Origin of the sequence: Xanthomonas hortorum (assembly GCF_024339125.1) — a bacterium.
Lineage (GTDB): Bacteria > Pseudomonadota > Gammaproteobacteria > Xanthomonadales > Xanthomonadaceae > Xanthomonas > Xanthomonas hortorum.
This window is the reverse complement of sequence record NZ_CP101417.1, coordinates 3,862,443-3,888,902: the sequence shown is the minus strand read 5'-3', so window position 1 is coordinate 3,888,902 and position 26,460 is coordinate 3,862,443. Positions and strand designations below refer to the sequence as shown.

Here is a 26,460-nt window from a genome sequence, read left to right as displayed (position 1 = left end):
AAAATCGAGGATCTGAGCGCCGTCAGCCTGGTCGATGTGGTTAGGCTCATCCTCCGATGCCGTTGATCAGACCATCCCTAAAGATCTGCGGGGTGCTGCCGAATAAACCAAACCCCTTGCTACACAACGTTTCCGTATTTTGTCCCGATGCAGAAAACAGTAAAAAAATACTGGATTTCGCTAAAGGTTCCCGACGCAACGCCGTTATTCATCTCAGCAGCGGCAACGGCCAACTTGATGGCCCCCCTGCGGAGGCTCCGGGCAAGTCCCCCTTGCCGGAAAAATCGCTTAGGAGAAATCAAAATGGCACAGGTAATCAACACCAACGTAATGTCGCTGAACGCTCAGCGTAACCTCAACACCAACAGCTCCAGCTTGGCGCTGAGCATCCAGCAGCTTTCGTCGGGCAAGCGGATCACCAGCTTTGCCGTCGACGCAGCCGGCGGCGCAATCGCCGAGCGCTTCACTACCCAGATCCGCGGCTTGGACGTTGCCTCGCGCAACGCCAACGACGGCATCTCGCTGTCCCAGACCGCCGAAGGCGCGATGCAGGAAATCGGCAACAACCTGCAGCGTATTCGCGAACTGTCGGTGCAGTCGGCAAATGCAACCAACTCGTCCACCGACCGCGAGGCGCTGAACTCCGAAGTCAAGCAGCTGACCGCAGAAATTGACCGCGTAGCCAATCAGACCAGCTTCAACGGTACCAAGCTGCTGGATGGTTCGTTCTCCGGCGCGCTGTTCCAGGTCGGTGCCGATGCCGGCCAGACCATCGGCATCAACAGTATCGCCGACGCCAACATCGATTCGCTGGGCAAGGCCAACTTCGCTGCCGCCGTCTCCGGCGCTGGCGTGACCGGCACTGCCACAGCCTCGGGTTCGGTCAGCGGCATCAGCCTGTCGTTCAAGGACGCTAGCGGTTCAGCCAAGAGCGTCACCATCGCCGACGTCAAGGTCGCCGCCGGCGACACCGCTGCCGACGTCAACAAGAAGGTTGCCTCGGCGATCAACGACAAGCTCGACCAGACCGGCATGTACGCCTCGATCAAGAGCGACGGCTCGGTGCAGATCGAATCGTTGAAGGCTGGCCAGGACTTCACCGCGCTGACCGCCGGTACCTCCAGCGCCACCGGCATCACCGTCGGCGCCGGCATCCAGACCGCTTCGGCCGCTTCCGGCTCCACCGCTTCGACCCTGGGCAGCCTTGATATCTCTACGTTCTCCGGCGCGCAGCAGGCCCTTGAAATCGTCGACAAGGCATTGACCACGGTCAACTCCTCACGCGCCGACATGGGTGCAGTGCAGAACCGCTTCACCTCCACCATCGCCAACCTGAGCGCGACTTCGGAGAACCTGTCGGCATCACGCAGCCGCATCGCCGATACTGACTACGCCAAGACCACCGCCGAGCTGACCCGCACGCAGATCCTGCAGCAGGCCGGTACCGCGATGCTGGCCCAGGCCAAGTCGGTTCCGCAGAACGTGCTGAGCCTGCTGCAGTAACTTTTGCAGCAAATCAGCAGCGCTTTGCAGCAAGTCCAAAGCCCCTCCTCGGAGGGGCTTTTTTGTGGCCGCAGATTTGACGAGGAAGCACGGCACGATGTGTTGGCGCGGTTTTTTTGACGCGGCTCGGGCACGGAAATTGCATCAACGTCTCCCGTGAGCGAAACGTGTCGCCGCCGCTAAAGTCCTCGTGGATGCGGCCGATATCCGTCTCGTAATCCCATGTATCCGTTATCCGGATGCCCAGACGAGGAATGCAACATGGCATCGTTGATCAGTACTTCTGCTTCAGGGTTGGATATCCCCACGGTGGTGTCCACCCTGGTATCCCGTCAGAGGGATCCGGAGCAGGCACGCATCAACAAGGCCGGCACCGCAGCGACCACGCAGCTGTCGGCCATCAGCCAGATCAAGAGCAGCATGACCACGCTCAAATCTGCGCTGGACAAGGTCGTCAGCAGCGCCGACACCAACGCTTACAAAGCGACCGTGCCGACCGATGCGGGCTTCACCGCCACCACCACCAGTTCGGCCGCCCCCGGCAACTACTCGGTGGAAGTGGTCTCGCTGGCCGCCTCTCAGAAATTGGCCTCCGGTGCGTTTACGGCCGATGCCACCGTCGGCAGCGGCACGCTGACGATTGGGTATGGCGACAAAAGCATCACGGTGGACATCAGCGGTACTGACAAGCTCACCGACATCGCCGCCGCCATCAACAAGGCCGCCGGTGGCAAGGGCGTCACCGCCAGCGTGGTCACCGCCAACGATGGCCAGCATCTGGTCTTCAACGCGGTCGACTCCGGCACCAAGGGCGCATTGACCGTCAGTGCCAGCGACCCGAGCCTGAGCAGCCTCACCTATGGCCCCGGCGTCACCGGCGGCTTGAACCAGTCAGTGGCCGCGGCCGACGCGCTGGTGCGTGTAGATGGCTTCGAGCGCACCTCCAGCTCCAACACCATCACCGACATCGTGCCGGGCGTGGTGCTCAACCTCACCAAGGCCACCGAAGGCACCAAGTTCAACCTGGGCATCGCCGCCGACACCAGCGGTCTGAAGGGCAATCTCACCGCCTTCGCCGCGGCCTATAACACGGCCAATACGTTGCTGGCGAAAAGCAGCGCCTACGATTCCACCACCAAGACCGCCTCGGCACTGACCGGCGACGCACTGGTGCGTAGCCTGCAGCAGCAGTTGCGCGGCCAGGTGAGCGGCAACGTCAACGAGCTCAAGGCGCTGGGCCTGACCATCGACAAGGATGGGGTGATGAGCTTCGACGGCGCCAAGTTCGACACCGCCATCGCCTCCGATGGCGGCGCTGCCGCCGAGGTGTTCGGCAAGGACAGCAAGTTCGCCTCCGGCATGACCAAGCTGCTGGACAGCAACGTCAATGCCAATACGGGCACTTTGACTCTGCGCTCGGACAGCTTGAACAAGTCCATCAAGGGCTACGAGTCCGACCTGGACGACCTGGACGCGCGCATGACCAAGCTGACAGATCGTTACAACGCGCAGTTCACCGCGATGGAAACCATGATCAGCAAGCTGCAGGGCAGCACCAGCTCACTCAGCGGACTGCTGACAAGCTGATTTCCGTGATCGCAGTCCTCAAGTCGTACGCCGGTGTTGCCGATACAAGTAGTACCTATCGTGATGTCGGCCTTGCCTCTTGGCAGGAGCGTTGTCGCAGGAGCACCCCGCTCCGGGACCCGCGAAGGCCAGCCAATTGAGGGAGTCATCCATGTACGGTTCCAATCGCCAATATGCCGAGCAATACCGCAAGGTCGGCGTGTCCACCAGCGTGACCGAAGCCGACCCGCACAAGCTGGTGTCGTTGCTGTTTGCCGGCGCCTGCCAGCGCATTCGTCTGGCCCAGGCCTGCCTGGCGCAGGGCGACCAGGCGCGCAAGGGCAAGGCCATCGGCGAAGCCTGCGCCATCGTCGGTCACTTGAACGGCTCGCTGGATCACGAAGCCGGCGGCGAGATCGCAGGTAACCTGTCGGCACTGTACGACTACGTCATGCAGCGCCTGACCGCAGCCAACCTGCATAACGACGAAACTGCGTTGACCGAAGCGCTGGAACTGCTCAGCGAAATCGACTCGGCGTGGAACTCCATCCCCCTCGAACAACGCGGCCTTTCTGCCGTTTCGTGAGTCCAGCCATGCATAGCGCGCAAAGCCTTCAAGCCGAAATCGCCGATATCCGCCTCGCCATGGCGCAGGAGGAGTTCGAGGTGATGCCGTTCCTGCTGGACAGCCACGATCTGCATTTGCGCGAGTATGCCGAGCATGTGGACCTGAGCCAGGACCGCGACGCGCTGCAGACCTTGCACACCATGCAGCAGGATTTGATGCGGATGATGCTCGAGCGTCGCCGCAAGCTGCTGGACCTGATCCGCGCACAGCGCACCTCATCGACAGCCAGCCGCGCCTATGCCCGGGTCGGACGGATCTGATGAGTACGCTCGGCACACTCGCGCCATCCGCCGATGCCGCGCTGTTCGCCGACACGCTCAGTTGCGAATTGCGTCTGCCGGCCGGTTTTCGCGCCGGTAGCGATGCCGGCTCGCACAGTGCCGCAGAAACCCTACTGCGCAGCCTGGGCCAGGTGGAAGACCTGCGCAGCGAAGAAACCAGCGAAGACCGCGGCGACCTGCCGCTGCTGGTGCAGCGCATGGATGCCAAACTCGACCTGATGCTGGCCTTGATCGGCCGCCTGGTGCGGCAAGCCGACACCGGCCTGATCCAGGGCACGGTGCGCTGGTCGGTCCGAGGGATCCGCCTGAGTTGCGCAAGCAGCCAGCCGCCAGGCACGGTTGGCAGCGTTTGCCTGCAGCCATCCGACTGGCTTCCTGAACTGGTACAGTTGCCCGCCGAGGTGTTAGCGAGCGCCCACGATGGCCACGATCACTGGCTGTGGCTGCGGTTTGCGCCGCTCTCGCCCGGCCTGCAGGACGCACTGGAACGCCATCTGTTCCGTCTGCATCGCCGTCAGATCGCCGACGCCCGCCGCCAGCGCTGACGCCGCCTGTTGGCGCGAGGCGCCGGGTCGGCTAAGGTGCCCTTTACTGAAAAAAGGTCTCTTCTGCGCCGTGCGAGTCATCATCGTCGACGATCACACCCTTGTACGTGCCGGCCTGTCCAGGCTGCTGCAAACCTTCGCCGGCATCGATGTCGTTGGCGAGGCCAGCAATGCGCAACAAGCCCTGGATATGACATCCCTGCACCGACCCGATCTGGTGTTGATGGACCTGTCCCTGCCCGGCCGTAGCGGCCTGGATGCCATGACCGATGTGTTGCGCGCTGCGCCGCGTACGCATGTGGTGATGATGTCGATGCACGACGACCCGGTGCATGTGCGCGACGCGCTGGATCGCGGCGCGGTCGGTTTCGTGGTCAAAGACGCCGCGCCGCTCGAACTGGAACTGGCGCTGCGTGCTGCAGCCGCCGGCCAGGTGTTTTTGAGCCCGCAGATTTCGTCCAAGATGATCGCGCCGATGCTGGGCCGCGAAAAACCGGTCGGCATCGCCGCGCTGTCCCCGCGCCAACGCGAGATCCTGCGCGAGATCGGCCGCGGCCAGAGCAACAAGGAAATCGCCGCCGACCTGGGCATCAGCGTCAAGACGGTGGAGACACACCGCGCGCGCATGATGGAATCGCTCGGCTGCCGGCGTGCCAACGACCTGGTGCTGCTGGCGGCCAAACATCACAACGAGCTGGTCTGAGGCGTTCGCTCGGTTGCGAGAGTCTGCAGGCCGTTGAAGGCCAAAACAGTGACGGGATTCCGGCGGGCATGCTTGAGCCCGCCTGTAGTGTCAGGGAGTTCCTGACATGCTGTCAGGAATATCATGAGTCACCTCACACCACTCCCTGATTAGAAACCCGTCGCGTTGTCCTGCAAGATGCGTTCCATCGCCGCTACATGCGGCGCCTTACGGAAGCGCTTCGATGAAGACGACCATTTCCGCCCAGCTTGGCCAGCAACTGCACCTGACCCCGCAGTTGCTGCAGTCTATCCGTCTGTTGCAATTGGACGGCATGCAGTTGGAGCTGGAAATCCGTCGCGCACTGGAAACCAATCCGCTGCTGGAGCTGGAAGAACTGGCCGACAGCAGCGACGACGTCGCGACCAGCGATGATGGCGCCTCCGATATCGCCGCCTTCGACGAGCTGCCCGAGAGCACGATGTGGGATGTGCAAAGCAGCAGCTGGAACGATGGCGACGACGACCGCATGCAGCGCGTGGCCGCTGGCGAATCCACCGACCCGCATGTGCGCATCCTGCGCGAACTGGCACTGGACCTGGACGAGGCCGCATTGGCGGCCGCCGCGTTCTGGTTGGAGCAGACCGACGACGCCGGCTATCTGAGCGAAGCGTTGGCGACCCTGCAGCAGCTCGGCGCCACTCGCTTGGGTATGACCGTGCAGGCAATGGAAGCGATCCGTCAGCGCCTGCTGCACGGCGACCCGGCCGGCCTGGCCGCCTGCGATCTGCGCGAGTGTCTGCAGGCCCAGCTGAGCGCCCTGCCCGGCCGCGTGCCGGCACGCCATCTGGCTGCGCGCATCCTGTCCGGCGATCTGGAATTGCTGGCCAGCCACGACTACGCATTGCTGGCACGCGCGCACGACGCCGAGCTCGACGACGCCCGCGAAGCGGTGCGCCTGATCCTCTCGCTGCAGCCACGCCCGGGCGACGACCTGCTGCAGGAAAGCAACGCCAGCGTGATTCCCGATGTGCTTGCATGGCATGCCGATGGCAGCTGGCGCGTTGCATTGAATCCGGCCACCACGCATCGCGTAAGCATCAATCCCGTGCACGAGCGCGCACTGGCCGAGGCCGGCGAAGCCGCACAACCGCTGCGCGACATGCTGCAAGAAGCGCGCTGGCTGACCCGCGGCCTGTCGATGCGCTACGAGACCTTGCTGCGTGCCACGCGCGCCATCGTCGAGCGTCAGGCCGCGTTTCTGGTGCGTGGCGAAGAAGCCATGGCACCGCTGACGCTAAAGGAAATTGCCGATGAGATCGGCATGCACGAATCGACGATTTCGCGCATTACCACCGGTAAATACATCCAGACACCGCGCGGCACCTTCGAGCTCAAGCATTTCTTTGCCGTGCGTCTGGAAGGCGCCAGCGTCTCCGGCCAGGCAGTCAAGGCGATGGTGCGCAGACTGATCGAAAGCGAACCGGCCGGCCGGCCGCTGGCCGACGAAGCCATCGCCGGGCTGTTGTCGCGTCAGGGCGTTAACATTGCCCGTCGCACTGTGGCCAAGTACCGCGAACAACTCGACATCGCCCCGGCACGCGAGCGCCGCCGCATCAACAAACCGCTGCTTGCCCGGGCAGGATAAGGACTACTATGAGCAAACTCACCGTGCTGCTGGTCGACGACCACGAGGGCTTCATCAACGCTGCGATGCGTCATTTTCGCAAAGTGGAGTGGCTCAATATCGTGGGCAGTGCCGCCAATGGACTGGAAGCGATCGAGCGCTCTGAGTCGCTGCGCCCCAATGTCGTGTTGATGGACCTGGCCATGCCGGAGATGGGCGGGTTGCAGGCGACCCGTTTGATCAAGACGCAGGACGATCCGCCGTATATTGTCATCGCGAGCCACTTTGACGATGCAGAGCATCGTGAACATGCCCTTCGCGCGGGTGCTGACAATTTTGTTAGCAAGCTGTCCTATATCCAGGAAGTCATGCCAATCCTGGAGGGCCTGACGGAAGGAGCCAGGAATGAGTGAGTCCCGCATTCTGCTGATCGACAGCGATGCCGTGCGCGCCGAGCGCACGGTCTCGCTGCTCGAGTTCATGGACTTCAATCCACGCTGGGTCACCGACGGCGCCGACATCAATCCTGGCCGTCATCGCCACGACGAGTGGATGGCGGTGATGGTGGGCTCGGCGCAGGATGCTGCACAGGCCGACAAGTTCTTTGACTGGCTGGCCGACGCCAAGCTGCCGCCACCGGTGCTGCTGATGGAAGGCAGCCCGAGCGCGTTCGCGCAGACGCACGGGCTGCACGAAGCCAACGTCTGGACGCTGGACACGCCGCTGCGTCACGCGCAGCTGGAAGCCTTGTTGCGCCGTGCCAGCCTCAAGCGGCTGGATGCCGAGCATCAGGCCGGCGTGCAGCAGGACACCGGCCCGACCGGCAACAGCGAGGCGGTGACCCGTCTGCGCCGCTTGATCGACCAGGTGGCGGCGTTCGACACCACCGTGCTGGTACTGGGCGAATCTGGCACCGGCAAAGAAGTCGTCGCGCGCGCCATCCACCAGCATTCGCCGCGGCGCGACGGGCCGTTTGTGGCGATCAACTGCGGCGCGATTCCGCCGGACCTGCTGGAAAGCGAACTGTTCGGCCACGAAAAAGGCGCCTTTACCGGCGCCCTGAGCACCCGCAAGGGCCGCTTCGAAATGGCCGAGGGCGGCACGCTGCTGCTCGATGAAATCGGCGACATGAGCCTGCCGATGCAGGTGAAGCTGCTGCGCGTGCTGCAGGAGCGCAGCTTCGAGCGCGTGGGCGGTGGCCAGACCATCCGCTGCAACGTGCGCGTGATCGCCGCCACCCACCGCAATCTGGAAACGCGCATCAGCGATGGCCAGTTCCGCGAGGATCTGTTCTATCGCCTCAACGTGTTTCCGATCGAAATGCCGGCGCTGCGCGAACGCGTGGACGACCTGGCGATTCTGGTGCAGACCATCGCCGGGCAGCTGGCGCGCACCGGGCGCGGCGAAGTGCGCTTTGCCGATGAAGCCTTGCAGGCGCTGCGCAGCTACGACTGGCCGGGCAACGTGCGCGAGCTGACCAACTTGGTGGAGCGCCTTGCGGTGCTGCACCCGGGCGGTCTGGTGCGCGTGCAGGATCTGCCGGCACGCTATCGCGGTGATTTTGCCGCGGCCACTGCGCTCGAACTTCCGCCCGAGCCGGCGTTGGTTGCCGCACCCGCAGAGGTCAGCACCTTGCCGAGCAATGTGGTGACGCTGCAGCCCAAATCGGCCACCACCGAACCGGCCACCGCGTCCAGCCTGCCCGACGATGGCATCGACCTGCGTGGTCACATGGCCAACATCGAGCTGGCGCTGATCAACGAAGCGCTGGAACGTACCCAGGGCGTGGTGGCGCACGCCGCGCAGCTGCTCGGCCTGCGCCGCACCACGCTGGTGGAAAAGCTGCGCAAGTACGGCATCGATCGCGAGCAAACCGAGCTGGCGAACTAGGACCAGCGCGCCGGCCACGTCTGCTGGCACAGCGCTTGCTTCAGCAGGATCACTCCGTTCGCAGTCATCGGCTGCGAACGGAATCGACATCGACGTGCCGACTCCACTTGCCGAGTGTTTGATGACCATACCCGTCACCAGTCCGCTGCTGCCGCCGCTGGAAGAATTTCTGCCCTATCTGGAGCAGATCTGGACCAGCCGCATCCTCAGCAACGGTGGCGAAATGCATCGGGCACTCGAGCGCGCACTGTGCGAGTACCTGGGCGTGCCGCATCTTGCCTTGCTGACCAACGGCACCACTGCGCTGATCACCGCGTTGCAGGCGCTGCGCATCACCGGTGAAGTGATCACCACGCCCTACTCGTTCGTGGCCACCGCGCACTCGCTGCTGTGGAAAAGCATCACCCCGGTGTTTGTGGACATCGACCCGGTGACGCTCAACATGGATCCGTCCAAGATCGAAGCGGCCATCACGCCGCAGACCACCGCCATCATGCCCGTGCATTGTTACGGCACGACCTGCGACACCGCCGCCATCACGCGCATCGCCGATATCTACAACCTCAAGGTGATCTACGACGCGGCGCATGCCTTCGGTGTGCGCGATGGCGGTGGCTCGATCCTGCGCCATGGCGACCTGAGCGTGTTGAGCTTTCATGCCACCAAGGTGTTCAACACCTTCGAAGGCGGCGCGATTATCTGCCCGGACGAAAAAACCTATCAACGTATCGGGCATCTGAAGAACTTCGGCTTCGTCGACGAAACCACGGTGGTCGCGCCGGGCATCAACGGCAAGATGAATGAGATCAGCGCGGCGTTCGGCTTGTTGCAACTCAAGCACATCGATCACGCCATCGCGCAGCGCAGCGACATCGACGCGCAGTATCGGCAGCGATTGAGCGATATTCGCGGCATCCGCTGCGTTGCGCGGCCCGATCACGCCACTGCCAACTACGCGTACTTTCCGATTCTGGTGCAGGACGACTACCCGCTGGCGCGCGATGCGCTCTACCAATTGATGCGCGAGCACGGCATCCTGGTACGGCGTTACTTCTATCCGTTGATCAGCGATTTCCCGATGTATCGCGCCCTGCCCTCGTCGGCACCGGCATGGCTGCCGGTGGCGCGCTCGGTGGCGGCGCAGGTGTTGTGCCTGCCGATCTTTCCTGGCTTGACCCGCGACCAGGTCGATACCATTGCCGATCTGATCGCCGGCCAACAGGCAACATGACCGCAACACGCTGCACCTGCATTTCAGACTCCCATTTCTTCAACAGGCAACCAGGCGAGATCGCATGACTCAGGCAACGTTTATCGAGAACTTCATCTCCGCCACCGACTTCCAGGAACCGGTGGAGGTCACGCTGGACACCGTGCTGCTGGAATTGCCGGAATGGGATTCGCTGGCCGCGCTGGGCGTGATCGTGATGTTCGATATGGAATACGGCAAGACCATCACCGGCGAAGACCTGACCACGGCCATCACTGTCGGCGATCTCTACAAACTGACCGAGGCGTAAGCACCATGCCGACCTCCACGCTGCACAACGTTCGCTTTGCCGGCATGGCGACTTGCGTGCCGAAGCGGGTCGTGTCCAACCTCACCGACTGCCGGCCGCAGATCCGTTCCGAGCGCGAGCGCCTGGTGCGCAACATCGGTATCGAGACGCGCCGCATGGCCCAGCCCTGGCAGTGCTTTTCGGACCTAGCCTTCGATGCGACGCAGGTGCTGCTGGAAACGCTGCAGTGGAAGCGTGAGGAGATCGATGCACTGATCGTGGTGACCCAATCGCCGGATTACCCGATCCCGGCCACTGCCATCATCCTGCAAGACCGGCTGGGCCTGTCGCATGCCACGGTGGCTTTCGACGTCAATCTGGGCTGCTCGGCCTACCCGTTCGGCATCAACCTGCTCGGCTCGATGATCGCCGCCGGCGGCGTCAAGAAAGGCCTGCTGCTAGTGGGTGACCGCAGTGCCAATCTGGAAGACCCGATCTTCTCCGACTCTGGCACCGCCACGGCGCTAGAGTTCGACCAGAACGCAGCACCGATGTATTTCGACCTCAACAGCGATGGGAGCGGCTATAAAGCCATCATCTTGCCGGTGGGTGGTCAACGCGAGCCTGTCGCCATTCAGCACCTGCTGCCTTATCGTGAAAACGAGAAGGATCGCTGGCACCAGGCTACCGATCTGCAGCTCGATGGCACCGCCGTGCTCAGCTTTTCGACTCAGCGGGTGCCGCCTGCAGTTGAAAAATTGATCGCGTATGCCGGCGTCAGCAAAGACGACATCGACTACTTCGTCTTTCATCAAGCCAACAAGATGATCAACGAGACCATTCGCAAGAAGCTCGGCCTTCCGGTCGAAAAGGTGCCATCCACCCTGCGCGACTTCGGCAACACGAGCGGCGCATCGTTGCCCCTCACCATGACCGCAAGGATCAACAAAGAACTGGAATCTGGCCCCAAGCGTGTGCTGCTTTCAGGCTTCGGGATCGGCTTGTCGTGGGGTACCTGCCTGATTGATATCGAAGGCGCGGTGTTTCCGGAGTTGATCGAGTCGTGAGTGCAGGCATCGATCCGAACGACCCGTTCTCGTTGCAGGGCAAACGTATCCTGGTCACCGGCGCGTCGTCAGGCATCGGACGACAGATCGCGTTGAGCTGCGCGCAGATCGGCGCACAACTGGTCATCAGCGGCCGCGACGAAGGCCGCCTGGCCGAGACCTTCGCCACACTTGAAGGCACCGGGCATGAGCAGGTAATCGCCAATCTGGACAAGCAGGAAGACATCGACCATCTGGTGGCTTTGGTCGGTGCCCTGGATGGCGTCGCACACGCGGCCGGCATCGCCCGGCTAGCACCATTCCGGATGATCAACCGCGCGCAACTGGACGAAACCTTCGCCAGTAATGTCTATGCACCGCTGCTACTGACGCGCGGTCTGCTGGCGAAAAAGCGCATCAACGCCAACGGCTCGATCCTATTCATCTCGGCGGTGGGCTCGCACATCGGTCCTGTGGCCACTGCCGCCTACTCCGCCAGCAAGTCAGCCCTGCTCGGCGCAATGCGCACTCTGGCACTGGAAGTGGCCAAGCACGGTATCCGCGCCAACTGCATCGTGCCCGGCTACGTGCGCACGCCAATGCTTGAAGGCCTCAACAAGAGCGGCGGCAACATCGATGAGCACGCCAAACTGACCCCGCTGGGACTGGGCGAACCGGAAGACGTGGCTTATGCGGCGGTGTTTTATCTGTCCGACGCAAGTCGCTGGGTCACCCGCAACTACTTCGTCGTAGATGGTGGCCTGACCGTGCCGATGGACATCTACGCATGAGCAATCCGACTCGCAAAGCCTTTTCCCTAACTGGCAAGACCATCCTGGTCACCGGCGCATCGTCCGGCCTTGGCCAGGAAATCGCGCTGACCTGCGCACGGCGTGGCGCACGCTTGGTCATCAGCGGTCGCGATCCCGAGCGTCTCCAGCAAACCCATGCGCAACTGGCCGGCGACGGGCATGTGCAGGTGCAGGCCGACCTGACTGTTTCGCAGGACCGGGAGCGCCTGGTGCAAGCCAGCCAGCGCATCGACGGCGTCGTGCACTGCTTCGGCGGGCAGATGCTGTCGCCGATCCGCCAACTGAAGGAAGAACTGATGACGCGCATGTACCAGGTTCATTTCCTGGCACCGGTCATGCTGACGCAGCGTCTGCTGCAAGCCAATGCCATTAACCCGCAAGGCTCTATCGTGTTCATGCTGTCCACCTCCGCGCATATTGGTACACGCGGCGTGGGGCCGTACTCGGCAATGAAGTCCGCCCTGCTGGGCATTATCCGGTGCTTAGCTTTGGAACAGGCGAAGCACCGCGTGAGAGTCAACGGGATTTCGCCATCGGCCGTGCCCACTCCGCGCCTTTGGGGCGAGGACAACGGGCTCAATGAACTGCTGAACCAACAACGCGCGCGCCATCCACTGGGTCTAGGCACACCGCAAGATGTCGCCAACGCTGCGGTCTACCTGCTGTCCGACGCCAGCCGCTGGGTCACCGGCACCAGCCTGGTCATGGACGGCGGGGCGGTGCTCTGATGGAACGCGCACTCATTATCGGCGCCGGCGGCTGGGGCCGCGAAGTCCTGGAGCAAATGCGTAACGATGCCGGGCATGGCAAGGACTGGCTGATCGGCGGGTTCCTGGACAGCCGCGCCGATATCCTAGATCGCTACGGGGTCGATACACCGATCATCGGCGATCCGATGAGCTATCTGCCCCAGCCTGACGATGTATTCGTCTGTGCGATGGGAAATCCCTACGACCGCCACCGCTATGCTCTGCCGATCCTCGAAAAGGGCGGGCGGTTCATTCCAATCTGCACCGACGTCCGCCTGGGCAGGCGGGTGCATTTCGGCCAGGGCTGCTTCTTTGGTTTGCTGGTCCATTCCGGGCCGGACGTGCGCATGGGCGACTTTGTCACCATCCATGCCCAAAGCATGCTCGGGCACGATGTACGCATCGGTGACTACGTGCACGTTGGCGCAATGACGTTCATGGGCGGTGGCGTGCAGATCGGCGACTTCGTCACCGTGCACCCACGCGCTACCCTGATGCCAGGCATCAAGGTCGGTGACGGCGCGGTCATCGGAGCCGGTGCGGTGGTCATGAAGGACGTACCGGCCGGCGCCACTGTGTTCGGCAATCCGGCCAAAATTGTTTTCCACAAAAACAACCCAGCAGACTGATCGATGCGTTCCCGGATGCACCCCAAATATTACCTGTCGCAGGAAATCTTTGAGCGCGAGCAGCGCAAGATCTTCCGTCGGGTTTGGTTGTTTGCAGGGCTCAAGACACTGCTGCGGGAAAACAACTGCTTCATCACCCGCAAGATCGCAGGCATTCCCCTGGTGATCCAGAACTTCCACGGCCAAATCCGTGCGTTCGAGAACGTCTGCCTTCACCGCAGTGCACTGATTCAAACCGGTGCTATCGGTTGCCGGCCTTTGGTGTGCCCCTACCACGCCTGGAGTTACGACGAACAAGGCCGGGTAAAGAACATCCCGGACTGCGATGCGATCTATCGCCTGGACACTAGTGAAAGGGACAACCTGAAGCTGCGCGAATTCTCACTGCGCGCCATCGGCAACCTGCTGTTCGTCAACCTCGACCCCAACCCGATGCCCATCGAGGAGCAGTTTTCGGCAGACTTCATCGCCTTGCTGGAAAGTAGTTCCAACGCCTACGACACCGAGGTCATGGTGACCACATGGCGTGGCCGGTACAACTGGAAACTCGCTTACGAAAATCTCCGGGATGCCAATCACCCGCGCTTCGTCCACCCTAAGACTCTGGCCAAGAGTGTCAGCTTCTTTGCTGCGGTAAACGAAGAACAAGCCAAGGAGTCCATGGAAGCTTTGCAAGACAGCTCGCCCGCTGCCTTGAGGCGCGAGATGCGCCGCTTCAGTTTCGGCGGCCCGGACGCACCCATACCCAACCTTAAGCACTTCGGCTGGCACGATAAAGTGGAACGCTGGGGCAAGCAGGATGCCTACTTCAACTGGTTGGCTTTCCCGAACATGCATATCGCCAGTTCCAATGGCGGCTATTCTTTTACCCTGGAACACCATGTCCCCGTTGCGCCGGACACGACCGATTTGGAAATCTATTGGTTTAGCGCACGCAGGAAACAGCCTTACGGTTCTTCCAGCCAAGTGCTACTGGCACAGATGCACGGCAGCAAGGTGGTGGTGGGCGAAGACGTGGACATCATGGAGCGGGTGCAGGCGGCATTACACACGGATGCTCCGCTACCCACCCAGGGTGCCTACGAATCCATGAATCGCCTGGTCGAACGCTGGTACACGCTGCTGATGGAGACCGAACATGAAATCTAGGTGGATCATCGGCGGCAGCGCATACCTCGACCTGGCCTTTCACGCCTGGAAGCAGGCGCGTCAGGACGAGGCGGTCATCAGGATCGATGTGCCACAAGACGCGGAACACGAATTCGATCTGGGCGTGCTGGATGGACTGAATCCGACCGATGGGGCCATGTTCGTGGCGATCGACGAACGCTTCGGCAACTTCAAGCGCCTAGAACTGATGCAGGCAGCGATGGAACGTGGCTTCAAGCTGGAGCCCTTCATCCACTCCAGCGCAGCCATCGCCTCTGACACGGTCATCGGGCTCAACGCATTCGTGGGTGCCAATGCTGTCGTCGGGCACGGGTGCAGGATCGACTACAACACCGTCATCCATGCCGGCGCGCACCTGGGACCGGCATGCCGCGTCAAATCGTCATGCTGGATAGAGAATGGTGTGCAAATCGGCGCGGGCGTCGAGATCGGCGGCAATAGCATCCTGCGCACCGGCGCCATCGTGAGTTGGGGCGTCAAGGTGGGACGAAGCTGCGAACTGGGTTGGCCGCGCGCCTACCGCGAGGACGTGCCTGCCAAGACCTATTTCGACGCCCGCTACGACACCCCCATTCATACCTACGAGAGATGACGTTCATGAACGCAAGAAATGAGCAGCTTCGCCAGCGGATTCTCCGTATTGCGGAGCAGGAGCGCCCTGCACTCGAGGATGTTATTGCGCGCTTGCCCGCGATTGCCAACCGTCCTGTATTCCTCGTCGCTCCCGAGTCCTATGCAGGCATGGTGCATGGGCCCGGGGTCGTTGCCAACCTGCGCCATGTTGTTGCCGCAATTGATGATCAAAGCATCCACCTGGACCGCATTCACGGCGCGCCGCGCTGGAATAGTCAGGAGTTCCTTGCCAAGGCAGGGCAGTACGCCGATGCGATCGCTATCGATTTCTCTTGCAGCCCGCGCGGTCGGGCGTTTGCAAACGACCTCTGTGCCAGCGCGGGCATCGAGCAACTGAGCATTGCGCCTTCCGTGGATCCGCTGATCCCACACTTTGAGCAGCGCCCCCTCTTTCTGCTCCATCCGCGCTCGGGCATTGGCAACATTTATGGCTCAAAGATCGTCCAGCACTCCAGCCATGTAATCGCCGCCATTGATGACCAGCCAAGCGACAGCGACACCGTTCATGGGGTGCCGCGCTGGAGTTCGCGCCAGTTCATCGAACAGGCGGCCCAGTATTCCCAGGCATTGGCCATCGATTTTTCCTACAGCCCCGGAGAATCCGGCCTGGCACGCAAGCTCTGCGAACAAGCAGGCATTGAAAGGGTAGATGCCTGCCTGGCCGTTGCTCACTGTGGGCTTCTCGCCGTATATGAGCCTGCCCAGGTATACCGTCAGCGGACGCTTACGCGCCTGGACGAATTTCTGAGTTTTGCGGATCGGCTGGACGACGATTTCAGCGTTTTTACGCTCTACAGCAACCTGTTGTTCCGCCTGACCTACGATTCCAGCCTCCTATTGGACTGCTGGGCTACGCCGATCAACGAGTACTTTTCAGAATTCGCCGATAGCAGTACTTTCCAGCTGGGTCAGCGTGAACATTTCTGCGATGGCGGTGCCTTCCAGGGCCCCATCGTCCACAAGTTTCTGGAAGCATCCCGCTATCGCTACGAAAGCATCACCGCCTTTGAACCCGATCGCATCAACTTCCAGAAACTGGAGGGCATCGCCAGCGCCTTCCCCCTTCCCCCGCACAATTTCAAGGCCATAAAAAAAGCCATCTCCAACGAACAGGCGACGCTACGCTTCGAGGAGACCGGCACCGTTTCCAGCCATGTATCGCCGGATGGCGGAATCTCCGTGACTACTACGCGCCTGGACGACGAGTTGGAAAAACTGACGCTACTGAAGTTGGATATCGAAGGGTTCGAAGCCAGGGCACTAGAAGGCGCATCTCGCCTCATCCGTACCCAGCGCCCCCGTATGGCTATTTGCGTGTACCACTACGCCCAGGATCTACTGGATATCGTGGGGCAACTGGACAAACTGGTGGATGGCTATCACTTCCGTCTACGCCAGCACTCTCCCGCCCACTACTACGACCTCGTTTTGTATGCATCGCCCGTCGCCGGTGCCGCACCGCCGCCCTGGGCGGAGTAAGCCTAGGGATGGTCTGATCAACGGCATCGGAGGATGAGCCTAACCACATCGACCAGGCTGACGGCGCTCAGATCCTCGATTTTTTTGCCGTTTCCGGCGCGTTTGCAGGGTGTTGCCCGGGTTACAGGCGCACGTTCCCCATCGTCGGCAGTAACTGCTTTCGCTTCATCCACAGGTTCGATAGCGCAAACAAGGTCAGCACCTGCGCGGTGTTCTTGGCCAGGCCGCGATAGCGGACCTTGGTGTAGCCGAACTGGCGCTTGATCACCCGGAATGGATGCTCCACCTTCGCGCGCACGCTGGCCTTGAAGTGTTCCCAACGTCTTTCCCGAGCACGCTCGCGTTTGTTGCCGAGGGCTTGCATCGTCGAGGGCCTGGCGGCGATGAAGAATGCAGCCTTGCAGGCCTGCAGTTCTTCGCGTTTGTCCGCACCGGTGTAGCCGCTATCGCCGAACACGCTGTCTTCTTTGCCATGCAGCAACGTGTGCATCACCGTGACATCGGCGACGTTGGCGGCTGTGCAATGGACGTGGTGCACCAACCCGGAAAATTCATCCACGCCGATGTGCGCCTTCATCCCGAAATACCACTGATTGCCCTTCTTGGTCTGATGCATCTCAGGGTCGCGCGCGTTGTCGGCATTCTTGGTCGAACTGGGCGCCGCGATCAGCGTCGCATCGACGATCGTGCCCGACCGCAGGCTCTGGCCCTTGCGCGCCAGATGCGCGTTGACCGCTTCCAGCATCCGCGCGGCAAGGCCATGGGTCTCCAGCAGGCGCCGAAAGTTGAGAATCGTGGTCTCGTCCGGAACGTTGTCCAAGCCACCGAGCTGGGCAAACCGCCGCAAGGTCGGGATCTCGTGCAGTGCTTCTTCCATCGCCGGATCGCTCAGCGCATACCACTGCTGCAGCAGATGAATCCGCAACATCGTCGCCAGTGCGTACGGCTGCCGACCTGGCCGGCCCGATACCGGATAGTGCGGCGCGATCAGACCGAGCAGTTGCTGCCACGGAACCACCTGCTCCATCTCGGCCAGAAAGATCTCGCGCCGGGTCTGCTTGCGCTTGCCCAGGCCCTCAGCGTCACCGAACGTCAGTTGCATGGATCACTCCTCAACATCAGGCGGGTAGTGTCGCGTATCTGTGGTGCGTTGTTCAGAGGTTCCCTAGGGAAATTCACGACTTGGAAAGATAGAGCGATGACTGACGCCCGCAAAAAAATGTTCTTTTCAACTAGGCCTTTCCTAAACCTCCGAAAACATCGGACTCCCTGAAAAGCATAGTACCGTCATGACGCCCCCTCCCCCCAGACTGAAATTGAGAAGTCTGGCAGATTGTCCAGACTTTCCCTAAAAACAATATAAGACCATTGCATCAGGACATAGACGATTGTGCTGGCGGAAGCCGAGCGTATAACCCTTATCCGTTTCGTTAACAAAATCCGTCAATGTCAACAAATCTTCAGGCTTGTGATAAAGAGAAATAGCCATTTTTGGCCGATTCTTCTCAATTGTTTCTCGCGCACCATGCAGCGCCTTGAGTTCGGAACCCTCTATTTCCAATTTGATAAATGTTGCCGTTCTTTCGGTAGCATCGTCAATGGTCGTAACGGGCACGGTTACCGACACATCATCTTCAAGTGATTTTTCATATATATGCCCAAGAATATTGGAATCCAATAAGTGAGCGGTTTGTGGATGAATAGGTACAGAAGCTTCGAAGCCAGGACTAATTTGCCCTGGATTAAACCTGAGGGTTGCATTGCTATCCCATAAACCTTTTTCATGCAGAACGACAGAAGAGGCTAAAGGCTTGAGGTATTGATCCTGCAAAAAATTAAGGCGCGTCCGAATTAATTGATTATTGCTAACGGATGGTTCAAAAGAATGGATTCGCTTAAAATTACCTTTACATGCGCGCAAGAAACCCTCTATGGTATCTCCGTTAAAAGCGCCGCCATCCACATATACCTCTTGATCACTGAAGCTCAAAAATTGACGATTAGTGGAGTAGGAATTTAGGCTAAAGTCATTCCCGCCATAACCTACCGCGCACGCTTCGAGATAAAATGGGTTTAAGGTCAATCGATAAAGCAATATGCATAGCCATGTCGAGCGCGAGTATTCATCAACCAGTTGATCGGAAACGCTTACAAGACGATCAAGGTCGTTGATGGCAGCGCTGAAGAATTCGTAGCCATACCAAAATAATCTGCCACCTTCACCATTACGGTCAACATTGCAGGATTCGAGTAGTTGCAGAAATTGCAGAGGAAGAAGTGTATGCAAGCCCCATTGATCAGCGATTTTGGTGAAGTGCTGAAAGCCCGTCGCGCCTGGTGTCAGGATGCAAGAAACGACATCCGACCGACCCGCAGCTAACCCCACCCAGGCATCAGAGCTGATGATAGGTATCCCAAATATTTGCTCCTGACGTTCATGCAAAAAGTCGTCGACAATCGCAACGACGTTGGCACACCTAGCCAAAACGCGAATTTCAGACCTACATCCCGATCCGCATACAATAAACTTTTGATTCTCGAGAAAATCTTTTGGATTTTTATCGAACCAACTAGGAAAAAGTCCATTTGGCCTCGCGAGCGAATCCCGCAATTCAAAAATTTCTCTAACGAGCTGCTGGTGAGAAAAAAATGGATACATGGGATTTGAGACTCAGCTGATTTTAACAATGAATTTAACACAAAGCTCACTTTAACGTCAAAATTTATCCATGCGTGACTTTACAGGCTGCGCAACGTGCGACAAGGCCCAAACAGGAGTTCTTCAGACTAAGAGGCTTCAGGGTGTATGAGATACCCCATATCATCGGCAGAGCTTACTCGCTAGGTAATGCTGACAGAGGCGGCCGCATAATGTTGCATCGATATAGACCGGATACCCTAAGACCGACAATGCGCCGTCGCGACATTCTTAGTCCACCGAACGCATCCGCACATGAAACGGTTGTTCCTGCGGGAATGACCTTCACCGGGAGCCGCGCGAGGCATGCATTTTGCATCTGAAGCCAAATCGGTCTCGTCTGTTGCTCAGGCACCCACCAACTTTGAACACGGTGAACTCTGCATGGCTTCCACTCCCCTCGTCAGCATCGTCATGCCGACCTACAAGCCGCGCTATTTCGCGCAGGCGCTGGACGGCGTGCTGGCGCAGACCTACACGGCGCTGGAGCTGGTGATCTGCGACGACAACGCCGATGGCGCCATTGAGGCCGTGTCGGCGTCGAGGCTGGCTGACGCCCCATTTCCGATCCGCTACCACCGCAATGCCACCCGCCTCGGTGAACTCGCCAGTACCGTCAAGGGCATCGGCCTGGCGCAGGGCGAATACGTCAAGTTCCTGCACGACGACGACGTGCTGCAGCCGGACTGCGTCGCGCAGCTGGTCGGCGCAATGGAGCGTAACCCCGGCACGGCGCTGGCGTCCTCGCGCCGGTTGCGCATCGACGATGACGGTGCGCCGCTGCCGGACATTCTGGCAACCCATTTTCCGTTTGCCGAGGATGTGCTGATCGACGGGCCAGAGCTGGTGTCGTTCCTGGCCGACCACGCCATTAACTTCATCGGCGAGCCGAGTTGCGTGCTTGCACGGCGCGCCGACCTGGTGGCGCTGGGTGGTGAGCTGATGATGTTGAACGGCAAGGCCATCCATTGGGTTGGCGATCTGGCGATCTACGTCAAGCTGCTGCGTCACGGCAACCTTGCCCTGCTGTCCAGCACGCTCACGCATTTTCGCGTGTCAAGCGCGCAGTTCAGTCAGGCCGGCCGCGATCAACCCGGCATCGGCGATCAGGGCCATGAAGACTTGCGCCAAGGCATCCGCGAGCTCGGCTGGCGACGCGAAAACGGCGACAACCGCCAGGTGCGCGTCGCGCCGCTCAGCCCGCACAAGGCGCGGGTGTTCAAGTCGGTGGATCTGGTCAATGCGCTGATGCAAAGCGCCGGCATGGCCGAGCGTGTGTCGCCCTCCACCTGGTTGGGCGTGCGCCATCCCAGCAACGTCCAGCGCTCACTGATCGAGGCGCGCTTGCAGGCGCATGCAGGCGGCCCGCGGATCGCAGTGATGTTGGTCGACAGCAATGGCGATGCGGCAGCGGTGGCCGCAACTCAGGCCAGTCTGGCGGCGGTGGCGTGTTATCGGAATCAGCAGACCTGGGTTTTCAGCAACTCGCCTCAGCAGGTCGCCGACCACGGCGAGCGCGGCGTGCTGGTTGGCCACCACGGCCTGGCAGCGACACTCAACCAAACCATCGCTACGCAGGACTCTATCGACTGGGTATTACTGGTCGAAGCCGGCAGCCTCTTCACTGCCAGCGGCCTGTTGATGCTGGCGCTGGAGATGCTCGCGCTGCCGGACGATTGCCAGGCTGTCTACGCCGACGAAGTGGTCGCGCTGGACGACGGTCAGCTGGGACTGGCGATGCGGCCGGCGCTGTATCTGGACATGCTGTTGAGCGCGCCATCGACGATGTCGCGGCATTGGCTGTTCCGGCACCGCACGTTGCTGGCCGATGGCGGCTTCCCAACCGAAACGAGCGACGCATTCGAGCTCGATTACCAATTTGGCCTGGTCGAGCGCCACGGCCTGGCCTGCATCCAGCACATCGCCGAACCCTTGCTGGTTGCATCGGCCAACACCTCCCGGCACAGCGACGAGGACGAACAACGCGCCATCACGCGCCATCTCGCCGCGCGCGGCTATGTGGACGCGGTAGTGAGCAGCAACGGCCCCGGCCGCCATGTTGTGGATTACCAGCATGCGCCGCAGCCCTTGGTCAGCATTCTGGTGTTGGTGGATGGACGCCTCGCGCAGGTGCAGCGTTGCCTGGAAAGCCTGCTCGCCAATACCACCTATCCGCATTATGAGTTGCTGTTGCTGGATCGCGGCGACAGCGCCGAGCCGGAGCTACGCGACTGGCTGGCGAGCATCGAAAACCTAGGCCTGCAGCAGATCCGCGTGCTGCGCTTTGAAGGTGAACCCTCGCGCGAGGCGGCCTGCAATGCTGCAGCCGAGCAGGCACGTGGGGACCTGCTGCTGTGGCTGGCAGCGGGCGCGGCAGCGATCAAGGCCGATTGGCTGGCGCAGTTGCTCAACCATGCGCTGCGTCCCGAGGTCGGCGCAGTAGCCGGCAAGTTGCTGCGCGGCGACGGTACCGTGCATCACGCCGGCTTGCTGCTGGGCCTGGGCGCACCGGCAACGCGCGCATTCGAAGGCGCCGCGTTCGACGAATCGGGCTACCTGCAGCGGCTGCAACTCGATCAGAACTACAGCGCACTCAGTGGCGAATGCCTGATGCTGCCGCGCCAGCTGTTTCTGGACGCTGGCGGCTTTGCGCAGGAGCCGGCGTTGGCGCAGTGGAGCGATGTCGATCTGTGCCTGCGCCTGCAGCAGGCCGGCTATCTGAATGTGTATGCCGCACGCGCGCAGTTGTTGATCGACCCGCCCGAAACAGCGCCCGCCACCGCTCTCGACGAAGAGGCGATGTACGCACGTTGGCTGCCGGTGATGGCTAACGACCCGGCTTACAACCCGGGTTTTTCGCTGGATCCCGGCGCCGGCTTCAAACTGGCCGATCCGCGCGCCAGCTGGCGGCCGTTACAGTCGTGGCGGCCGCTGCCGAGCGTGATCGCGCTGCCGGCCGATATCGAAGGCTGCGGCCACTATCGGGTGATCCAGCCGCTGCGCGCCTTGCGCGAAGCCGGCATGGTCGAGGGCGTGCTGTTCAACGGCTATCTGGAGATCAGCGAGCTGGCGCGCCAGGATCCCGACGTGGTGATCCTGCAACGCCAGGTCGGCGAGCCGCGACTGGAAGCTATGCGGCGGATGAAGGCGCTATCGCGCGCATTCAAGGTCTACGAGCTGGACGACTACCTGCCCAACCTGCCGCTGAAGAATGCCCATCGCGAGCACATGCCCAAGGACATCCTCAAGACCGTGCGGCGCGGGCTGGGCATGGTGGACCGCTTCGTGGTCTCCACACCGGCGCTGGCCGAGGCATTCGCCGGACTGCACAGCGACATCCGCGTGGCCGAAAACCGCCTGCCGGCACATTGGTGGAACGTATTGCCGGAGCGTTCGCTCGAACGCGGACGTCGCCCACGCATCGGCTGGGCCGGCGGCGCCAGCCACACAGGCGACCTGGAACTGATCGCAGATGTAGTGCGCGAGCTGGCCGACGAGGTCGACTGGGTGTTCATGGGCATGTACCCGTTCGCGCTGCGCCAGCACATTCATCACTTTCAGCCTGGCGTGCCGATCGATCACTATCCCGCCGCGCTGGCCGCGCTGGACCTGGATCTGGCACTGGCACCGGTGGAGCAGAACCTGTTCAACGAGTGCAAGAGCAACCTGCGCCTGCTCGAATACGGTGCCTGCGGCTACCCGGTGATCGCCAGCGACGTGCGCTGCTACCAAGGCAATCTGCCGGTGACGCTGGTGAAGAACCGCTATCGCGACTGGATCGGTGCGATCCGGGAGCACCTGGCCGACCCGGCCGCTGCGGCAGCAACGGGCGCGGCGTTGCGTGAAGTGGTGCGCCGCGACTGGATGTTGACCGGCAGCAATCTTGATCGGTGGCGTGAGGCGTGGTTGCCGGATTAGCTGGTCAAGTGCGCGGGTGCATGCACTACTGTTAGGACACGTTGTCATCGAAACCAAGCCCGCCGACTCAATCAGCTCACAGTCGCAGAGATATCGAGTCGTAGCGTCGTTTAGACAGTCAAATGAATAGATCAAAAGCCTGGTTGGTCGAGCGCGCGGCGCCCTCGCCGCCCGCGGGACACGCCGCAAGTACGTCCATGTAGGCTCGGTGGCGGCATCCATGCCGCCACACGGTCCCGCAAGCGGCGAGGACACCGCACCAGAGAGTTTGCAGGTTGCTTTGTTGAGAGCCTGCTCGTTGCTCGGCCTTCGTTGGGAATCGGTGCGCGGTTATCAGAACAACGCACCTCATGCCCGCTTGCAACCATGCACACCGACCGTCTCGACTGGTCCTTGCCCGCTCACCGTCGCGGGACCTTACGCGGCATGGATGCCGCGTAAGAGCTTACAAGGACGTACTTGCAGCGTGTCCCGCGATGGTGAGCGGGCAAGGACCCTGCAGCCAAGCCGCAGATCCCGCCTCTCCGCAACTGATCTATCCGCACTGCGGACGCCCTCAAGACGCAACGCATACCGCGCACACCGACTATCTCGGCTGGTCCTTGCCCGCTCACCGTCGCGGGACCTTACGCGGCATGGATGCCGCGTAAGAGCTTACAAGGACGTACTTGCAGCGTGTCCCGCGACGGTGGGCGGGCAAGGGCCCTGCCGCCAAGCCGCAGATCAGTCGCTCTTCGCCAGACAGGCCCGCGCCTTGCTAGACAAACCGGCTGAACAAACGCGCGCGCTGTCGACAAGGCCCGGCTAGAGAAGCACCCGACTCAACAGTAGGTGCCCGCCTCGCTAGCGCAGAGAAAGTTGCGCCCGCAGATCACACTCAGCCCAGCTACGGCAGTCCTCCCTGCCCCGGCGCCGGAATCCCGGCGCGGTTTCGGCACGCCGCTTGCATTGGTGTGGATGCCTCCCTGGCTGACCGCACCCATGAGCGATTCCGTTACCTCCATCCTCTCGCAGATCCGCAGCTACCAGACGCAGATGGGCCAAGGCCCCATGGGCGCGGTGGGCGATGCGGCGCGCGGCAATCAGATCCAGGGGCTGGCCGGCACGCAGGGCACCCCGGCCACCCAGGCACCGAGCTTCAGCGAGACCTTGCGTGGCGCCATTGGCGGCGTCAACGAGGCCCAGCAGAAGTCCGGTGCGCTGGCCAAAGCATTCGAAATGGGCGACCCCAGTGCCGATCTGGCACGGGTCATGGTCGCCTCCCAGCAGTCCCAGGTGGCCTTCCGCGCCACCGTGGAAGTCCGCAACCGTCTCGTCCAGGCTTATCAGGACGTCATGAACATGCCGCTGTAAGGGTTAACGACACATGGCACTCGCGATTTCCAAAGAAAACATCAACCAGAACGCCGAAAAGGCCGGGCAATGGTTCGACCGTGTCCGCAGCCTGCAGATCACCCGCAAACTGACCATGATGGCGATGATCGCCCTGGCGGTGGGCGCCGGTCTGGCGGTGTTCTACTGGTCGCAGAAACCCGGCTATCAGTCGCTGTACACCGGCCTGGACGACAAGGGCAATGCCGAAGCGGCCGACCTGCTGCGCACCGCGCAGATCCCGTACAAGATCGACCAGAACACCGGCGCCATCTCAGTGCCGCAGGACCGCTTGTACGATGCCCGCCTGAAGCTGGCCGGCTCCGGCCTGACCGGTAAAGAGACCGGCGGCGGCTTCGAGCTGATGGAAAAAGACCCCGGCTTCGGCGTCAGCCAGTTCGTGGAAAACGCCCGTTACCAGCACGCCCTGGAAACCGAATTGTCGCGCACCATCGGCACCCTGCGCCCGGTGCGCGAGGCCCGCGTGCATCTGGCCATTCCCAAGCCTAGCGCCTTCACCCGCCAGCGTGATGTGGCCAGTGCCTCGGTGGTGCTGGAGCTGCGCGGCGGCCAGGGTCTGGAACGCAATCAGGTCGACGCCATCGTCAACCTGGTCGCCTCCAGCATCCCGGACATGACACCCGAACGCGTGACCGTGGTCGACCAGAGCGGCCGCATGCTCTCCATCGCCGACCCCAACAGCGACGCCGCCCAGCACGCCGCCCAGTTCGAACAGGTGCGTCGCCAGGAGAGCTCCTACAACCAGCGCATCCGCGAGCTGCTCGAGCCGATGACCGGCGCCGGCCGGGTCAACCCGGAAGTCAGCGTGGACATGGATTTCTCGGTGGTCGAAGAAGCCCGCGAACTCTACAACGGCGAGCCGGCCAAGCTGCGCAGCGAGCAGATCAACGACACCAGCACCAGCGCCACCGGCCCGCAAGGTCCCCCGGGCGCCACCAGCAACAGCCCCGGCCAGCCGCCGGCCCCGGCAGCAAACGCCACTGCCGGCGCACCGGGCACACCGGCCGCTGCCAATGGCCAGGCCGCCGCGCCTGCCGCGCCGACCGAAAGTTCCAAGAGCGCCACCCGCAATTACGAATTGGACCGCACCTTGCAACACACCCGTCAGCCGGCCGGCCGCATCAAGCGGGTGTCGGTGGCGGTGCTGCTGGACAACGTGCCGCGCCCCGGTGCCAAGGGCAAGATCGTCGAGCAGCCGCTAACCGCCGCCGAGCTCACCCGCATCGAGGGCCTGGTCAAGCAGGCCGTGGGGTTCGACGCGGCCCGTGGCGACACGGTGTCGGTGATGAATGCCCCGTTCGTGCGTGAAGCGGTGGCCGGCGAAGAAGGCCCGAAGTGGTGGGAAGACCCGCGCGTGCAGAACGGTCTGCGCCTGCTGGTCGGTGCGGTGGTGGTGCTGGCACTGCTGTTCGGTGTGGTGCGCCCCACCCTGCGTCAGCTCACCGGCGTGACCGTGGTCAAGGACAAGCAAGGCAAGGGCGGCAAGGATGGCACTCCGCAGAGTGCGGATGTGCGGATGGTCGATGACGACGACCTGATGCCGCGCCTGGAAGAAGACACCGCCCAGCTCGGTCAGGACAAGAAAGTCCCGATCGCCCTGCCGGACGCCTACGAAGAACGCATGCGGGTCGCACGCGAAGCCGTCAAAGCCGATTCAAAACGTGTCGCACAAGTCGTAAAGGGATGGGTCGCCAGTGAAGCCTGAAACACCGC

Annotated in this window: 24 protein-coding genes; 22 read left to right on the top strand and 2 right to left on the bottom strand. The window is 61.7% G+C overall.

Features of this window, described 5'->3' with window-relative positions; translation table 11 throughout:
* The first annotated feature begins 56 nt into the window (after nucleotides 1-56).
* The 19 genes from NMB96_RS16635 to NMB96_RS16545 all read left to right on the top strand — a co-directional run bounded on the left by NMB96_RS16635 (nucleotide 57) and on the right by NMB96_RS16545 (nucleotide 16,739).
* Nucleotides 57-353 (top strand): hypothetical protein, encoded by a 297-nt coding sequence (locus NMB96_RS16635; RefSeq protein ID WP_255085294.1) that lies wholly within the window; start codon nucleotides 57-59, stop codon nucleotides 351-353.
* Nucleotides 304-1,503, top strand: a complete 1,200-nt coding sequence (locus NMB96_RS16630; RefSeq protein ID WP_023903951.1) for a flagellin — start codon at nucleotides 304-306, stop codon at nucleotides 1,501-1,503. The genes NMB96_RS16635 and NMB96_RS16630 overlap by 50 nt, the downstream gene beginning before the upstream one ends.
* Nucleotides 1,504-1,764: 261 nt before the next feature.
* On the top strand, nucleotides 1,765-3,090 hold the full coding sequence (gene fliD, locus NMB96_RS16625; protein WP_023903950.1) for a flagellar filament capping protein FliD: 1,326 nt from the start codon (nucleotides 1,765-1,767) through the stop codon (nucleotides 3,088-3,090).
* Nucleotides 3,091-3,241: 151 nt separating this feature from the next.
* A complete protein-coding gene (gene fliS / locus NMB96_RS16620; RefSeq protein ID WP_023903949.1) occupies nucleotides 3,242-3,655 on the top strand; it encodes a flagellar export chaperone FliS in 414 nt (137 codons plus the stop codon).
* Nucleotides 3,656-3,663: 8 nt separating this feature from the next.
* Nucleotides 3,664-3,957: a hypothetical protein gene (locus tag NMB96_RS16615; RefSeq protein ID WP_176340894.1), complete on the top strand. Its 294-nt coding sequence runs from the start codon at nucleotides 3,664-3,666 to the stop codon at nucleotides 3,955-3,957.
* Complete coding sequence (locus NMB96_RS16610) at nucleotides 3,957-4,523, top strand: PilZ domain-containing protein (protein WP_023903947.1); 567 nt, start codon at nucleotides 3,957-3,959, stop codon at nucleotides 4,521-4,523. Before NMB96_RS16615 ends, NMB96_RS16610 begins: the two co-directional genes overlap by 1 nt.
* A 70-nt stretch (nucleotides 4,524-4,593) precedes the next feature.
* Nucleotides 4,594-5,226 carry a response regulator transcription factor gene (locus NMB96_RS16605; protein WP_003482986.1) on the top strand — a complete coding sequence of 211 codons (633 nt, stop codon included), beginning with the start codon at nucleotides 4,594-4,596 and terminating at the stop codon, nucleotides 5,224-5,226.
* Between the two features lie 223 nt (nucleotides 5,227-5,449).
* Entirely contained in the window at nucleotides 5,450-6,853 is a 1,404-nt protein-coding gene (gene rpoN, locus NMB96_RS16600) for an RNA polymerase factor sigma-54 (RefSeq protein WP_023903946.1), read from the top strand.
* Between the two features lie 8 nt (nucleotides 6,854-6,861).
* A complete protein-coding gene (locus NMB96_RS16595; protein WP_005997154.1) occupies nucleotides 6,862-7,245 on the top strand; it encodes a response regulator in 384 nt (127 codons plus the stop codon).
* Complete coding sequence (locus NMB96_RS16590; protein WP_255085293.1) at nucleotides 7,238-8,722, top strand: sigma-54 dependent transcriptional regulator; 1,485 nt, start codon at nucleotides 7,238-7,240, stop codon at nucleotides 8,720-8,722. Before NMB96_RS16595 ends, NMB96_RS16590 begins: the two co-directional genes overlap by 8 nt.
* A gap of 121 nt (nucleotides 8,723-8,843) precedes the next feature.
* On the top strand, nucleotides 8,844-9,953 hold the full coding sequence (locus NMB96_RS16585; RefSeq protein ID WP_255085292.1) for a DegT/DnrJ/EryC1/StrS family aminotransferase: 1,110 nt from the start codon (nucleotides 8,844-8,846) through the stop codon (nucleotides 9,951-9,953).
* Between the two features lie 64 nt (nucleotides 9,954-10,017).
* On the top strand, nucleotides 10,018-10,242 hold the full coding sequence (locus NMB96_RS16580) for an acyl carrier protein (protein WP_115038927.1): 225 nt from the start codon (nucleotides 10,018-10,020) through the stop codon (nucleotides 10,240-10,242).
* A gap of 5 nt (nucleotides 10,243-10,247) precedes the next feature.
* On the top strand, nucleotides 10,248-11,288 hold the full coding sequence (locus NMB96_RS16575) for a ketoacyl-ACP synthase III (protein ID WP_023903943.1): 1,041 nt from the start codon (nucleotides 10,248-10,250) through the stop codon (nucleotides 11,286-11,288).
* On the top strand, nucleotides 11,285-12,058 hold the full coding sequence (locus tag NMB96_RS16570; protein WP_023903942.1) for an SDR family NAD(P)-dependent oxidoreductase: 774 nt from the start codon (nucleotides 11,285-11,287) through the stop codon (nucleotides 12,056-12,058). The genes NMB96_RS16575 and NMB96_RS16570 overlap by 4 nt, the downstream gene beginning before the upstream one ends.
* On the top strand, nucleotides 12,055-12,807 hold the full coding sequence (locus NMB96_RS16565; protein ID WP_023903941.1) for an SDR family NAD(P)-dependent oxidoreductase: 753 nt from the start codon (nucleotides 12,055-12,057) through the stop codon (nucleotides 12,805-12,807). The genes NMB96_RS16570 and NMB96_RS16565 overlap by 4 nt, the downstream gene beginning before the upstream one ends.
* Nucleotides 12,807-13,457, top strand: coding sequence for an acetyltransferase (locus NMB96_RS16560; protein WP_023903940.1), 651 nt, complete (start codon nucleotides 12,807-12,809; stop codon nucleotides 13,455-13,457). The genes NMB96_RS16565 and NMB96_RS16560 overlap by 1 nt, the downstream gene beginning before the upstream one ends.
* 3 nt (nucleotides 13,458-13,460) lie before the next feature.
* Nucleotides 13,461-14,606: an aromatic ring-hydroxylating oxygenase subunit alpha gene (locus NMB96_RS16555; protein ID WP_023903939.1), complete on the top strand. Its 1,146-nt coding sequence runs from the start codon at nucleotides 13,461-13,463 to the stop codon at nucleotides 14,604-14,606.
* Nucleotides 14,596-15,219, top strand: coding sequence for an LbetaH domain-containing protein (locus tag NMB96_RS16550; protein WP_023903938.1), 624 nt, complete (start codon nucleotides 14,596-14,598; stop codon nucleotides 15,217-15,219). Before NMB96_RS16555 ends, NMB96_RS16550 begins: the two co-directional genes overlap by 11 nt.
* Nucleotides 15,216-16,739, top strand: coding sequence for an FkbM family methyltransferase (locus tag NMB96_RS16545; RefSeq protein WP_043889208.1), 1,524 nt, complete (start codon nucleotides 15,216-15,218; stop codon nucleotides 16,737-16,739). The genes NMB96_RS16550 and NMB96_RS16545 overlap by 4 nt, the downstream gene beginning before the upstream one ends.
* A gap of 121 nt (nucleotides 16,740-16,860) precedes the next feature.
* Here NMB96_RS16545 and NMB96_RS16540 read toward each other — a convergent pair whose 3' ends face one another.
* Together NMB96_RS16540 and NMB96_RS16535 are read right to left on the bottom strand one after the other, a co-directional pair.
* Nucleotides 16,861-17,841, bottom strand: a complete 981-nt coding sequence (locus NMB96_RS16540; RefSeq protein ID WP_183086593.1) for an IS5 family transposase — start codon at nucleotides 17,839-17,841, stop codon at nucleotides 16,861-16,863.
* Nucleotides 17,842-18,087: 246 nt separating this feature from the next.
* Nucleotides 18,088-19,398: an FkbM family methyltransferase gene (locus tag NMB96_RS16535; protein ID WP_023903936.1), complete on the bottom strand. Its 1,311-nt coding sequence runs from the start codon at nucleotides 19,396-19,398 to the stop codon at nucleotides 18,088-18,090.
* 453 nt (nucleotides 19,399-19,851) lie between these two features.
* Here NMB96_RS16535 and NMB96_RS16530 point away from each other — a divergent pair, with 453 nt between their 5' ends.
* The 3 genes from NMB96_RS16530 (at nucleotide 19,852) to fliF (ending at nucleotide 26,452) form a co-directional block, all read left to right on the top strand.
* Nucleotides 19,852-23,355, top strand: a complete 3,504-nt coding sequence (locus tag NMB96_RS16530; protein WP_255086983.1) for a glycosyltransferase — start codon at nucleotides 19,852-19,854, stop codon at nucleotides 23,353-23,355.
* Between the two features lie 981 nt (nucleotides 23,356-24,336).
* Entirely contained in the window at nucleotides 24,337-24,708 is a 372-nt protein-coding gene (fliE, locus tag NMB96_RS16525; RefSeq protein WP_006449786.1) for a flagellar hook-basal body complex protein FliE, read from the top strand.
* A 13-nt stretch (nucleotides 24,709-24,721) separates the two neighbouring features.
* Entirely contained in the window at nucleotides 24,722-26,452 is a 1,731-nt protein-coding gene (fliF, locus tag NMB96_RS16520) for a flagellar basal-body MS-ring/collar protein FliF (protein WP_023903933.1), read from the top strand.
* The last annotated feature ends 8 nt before the right edge of the window (nucleotides 26,453-26,460 follow it).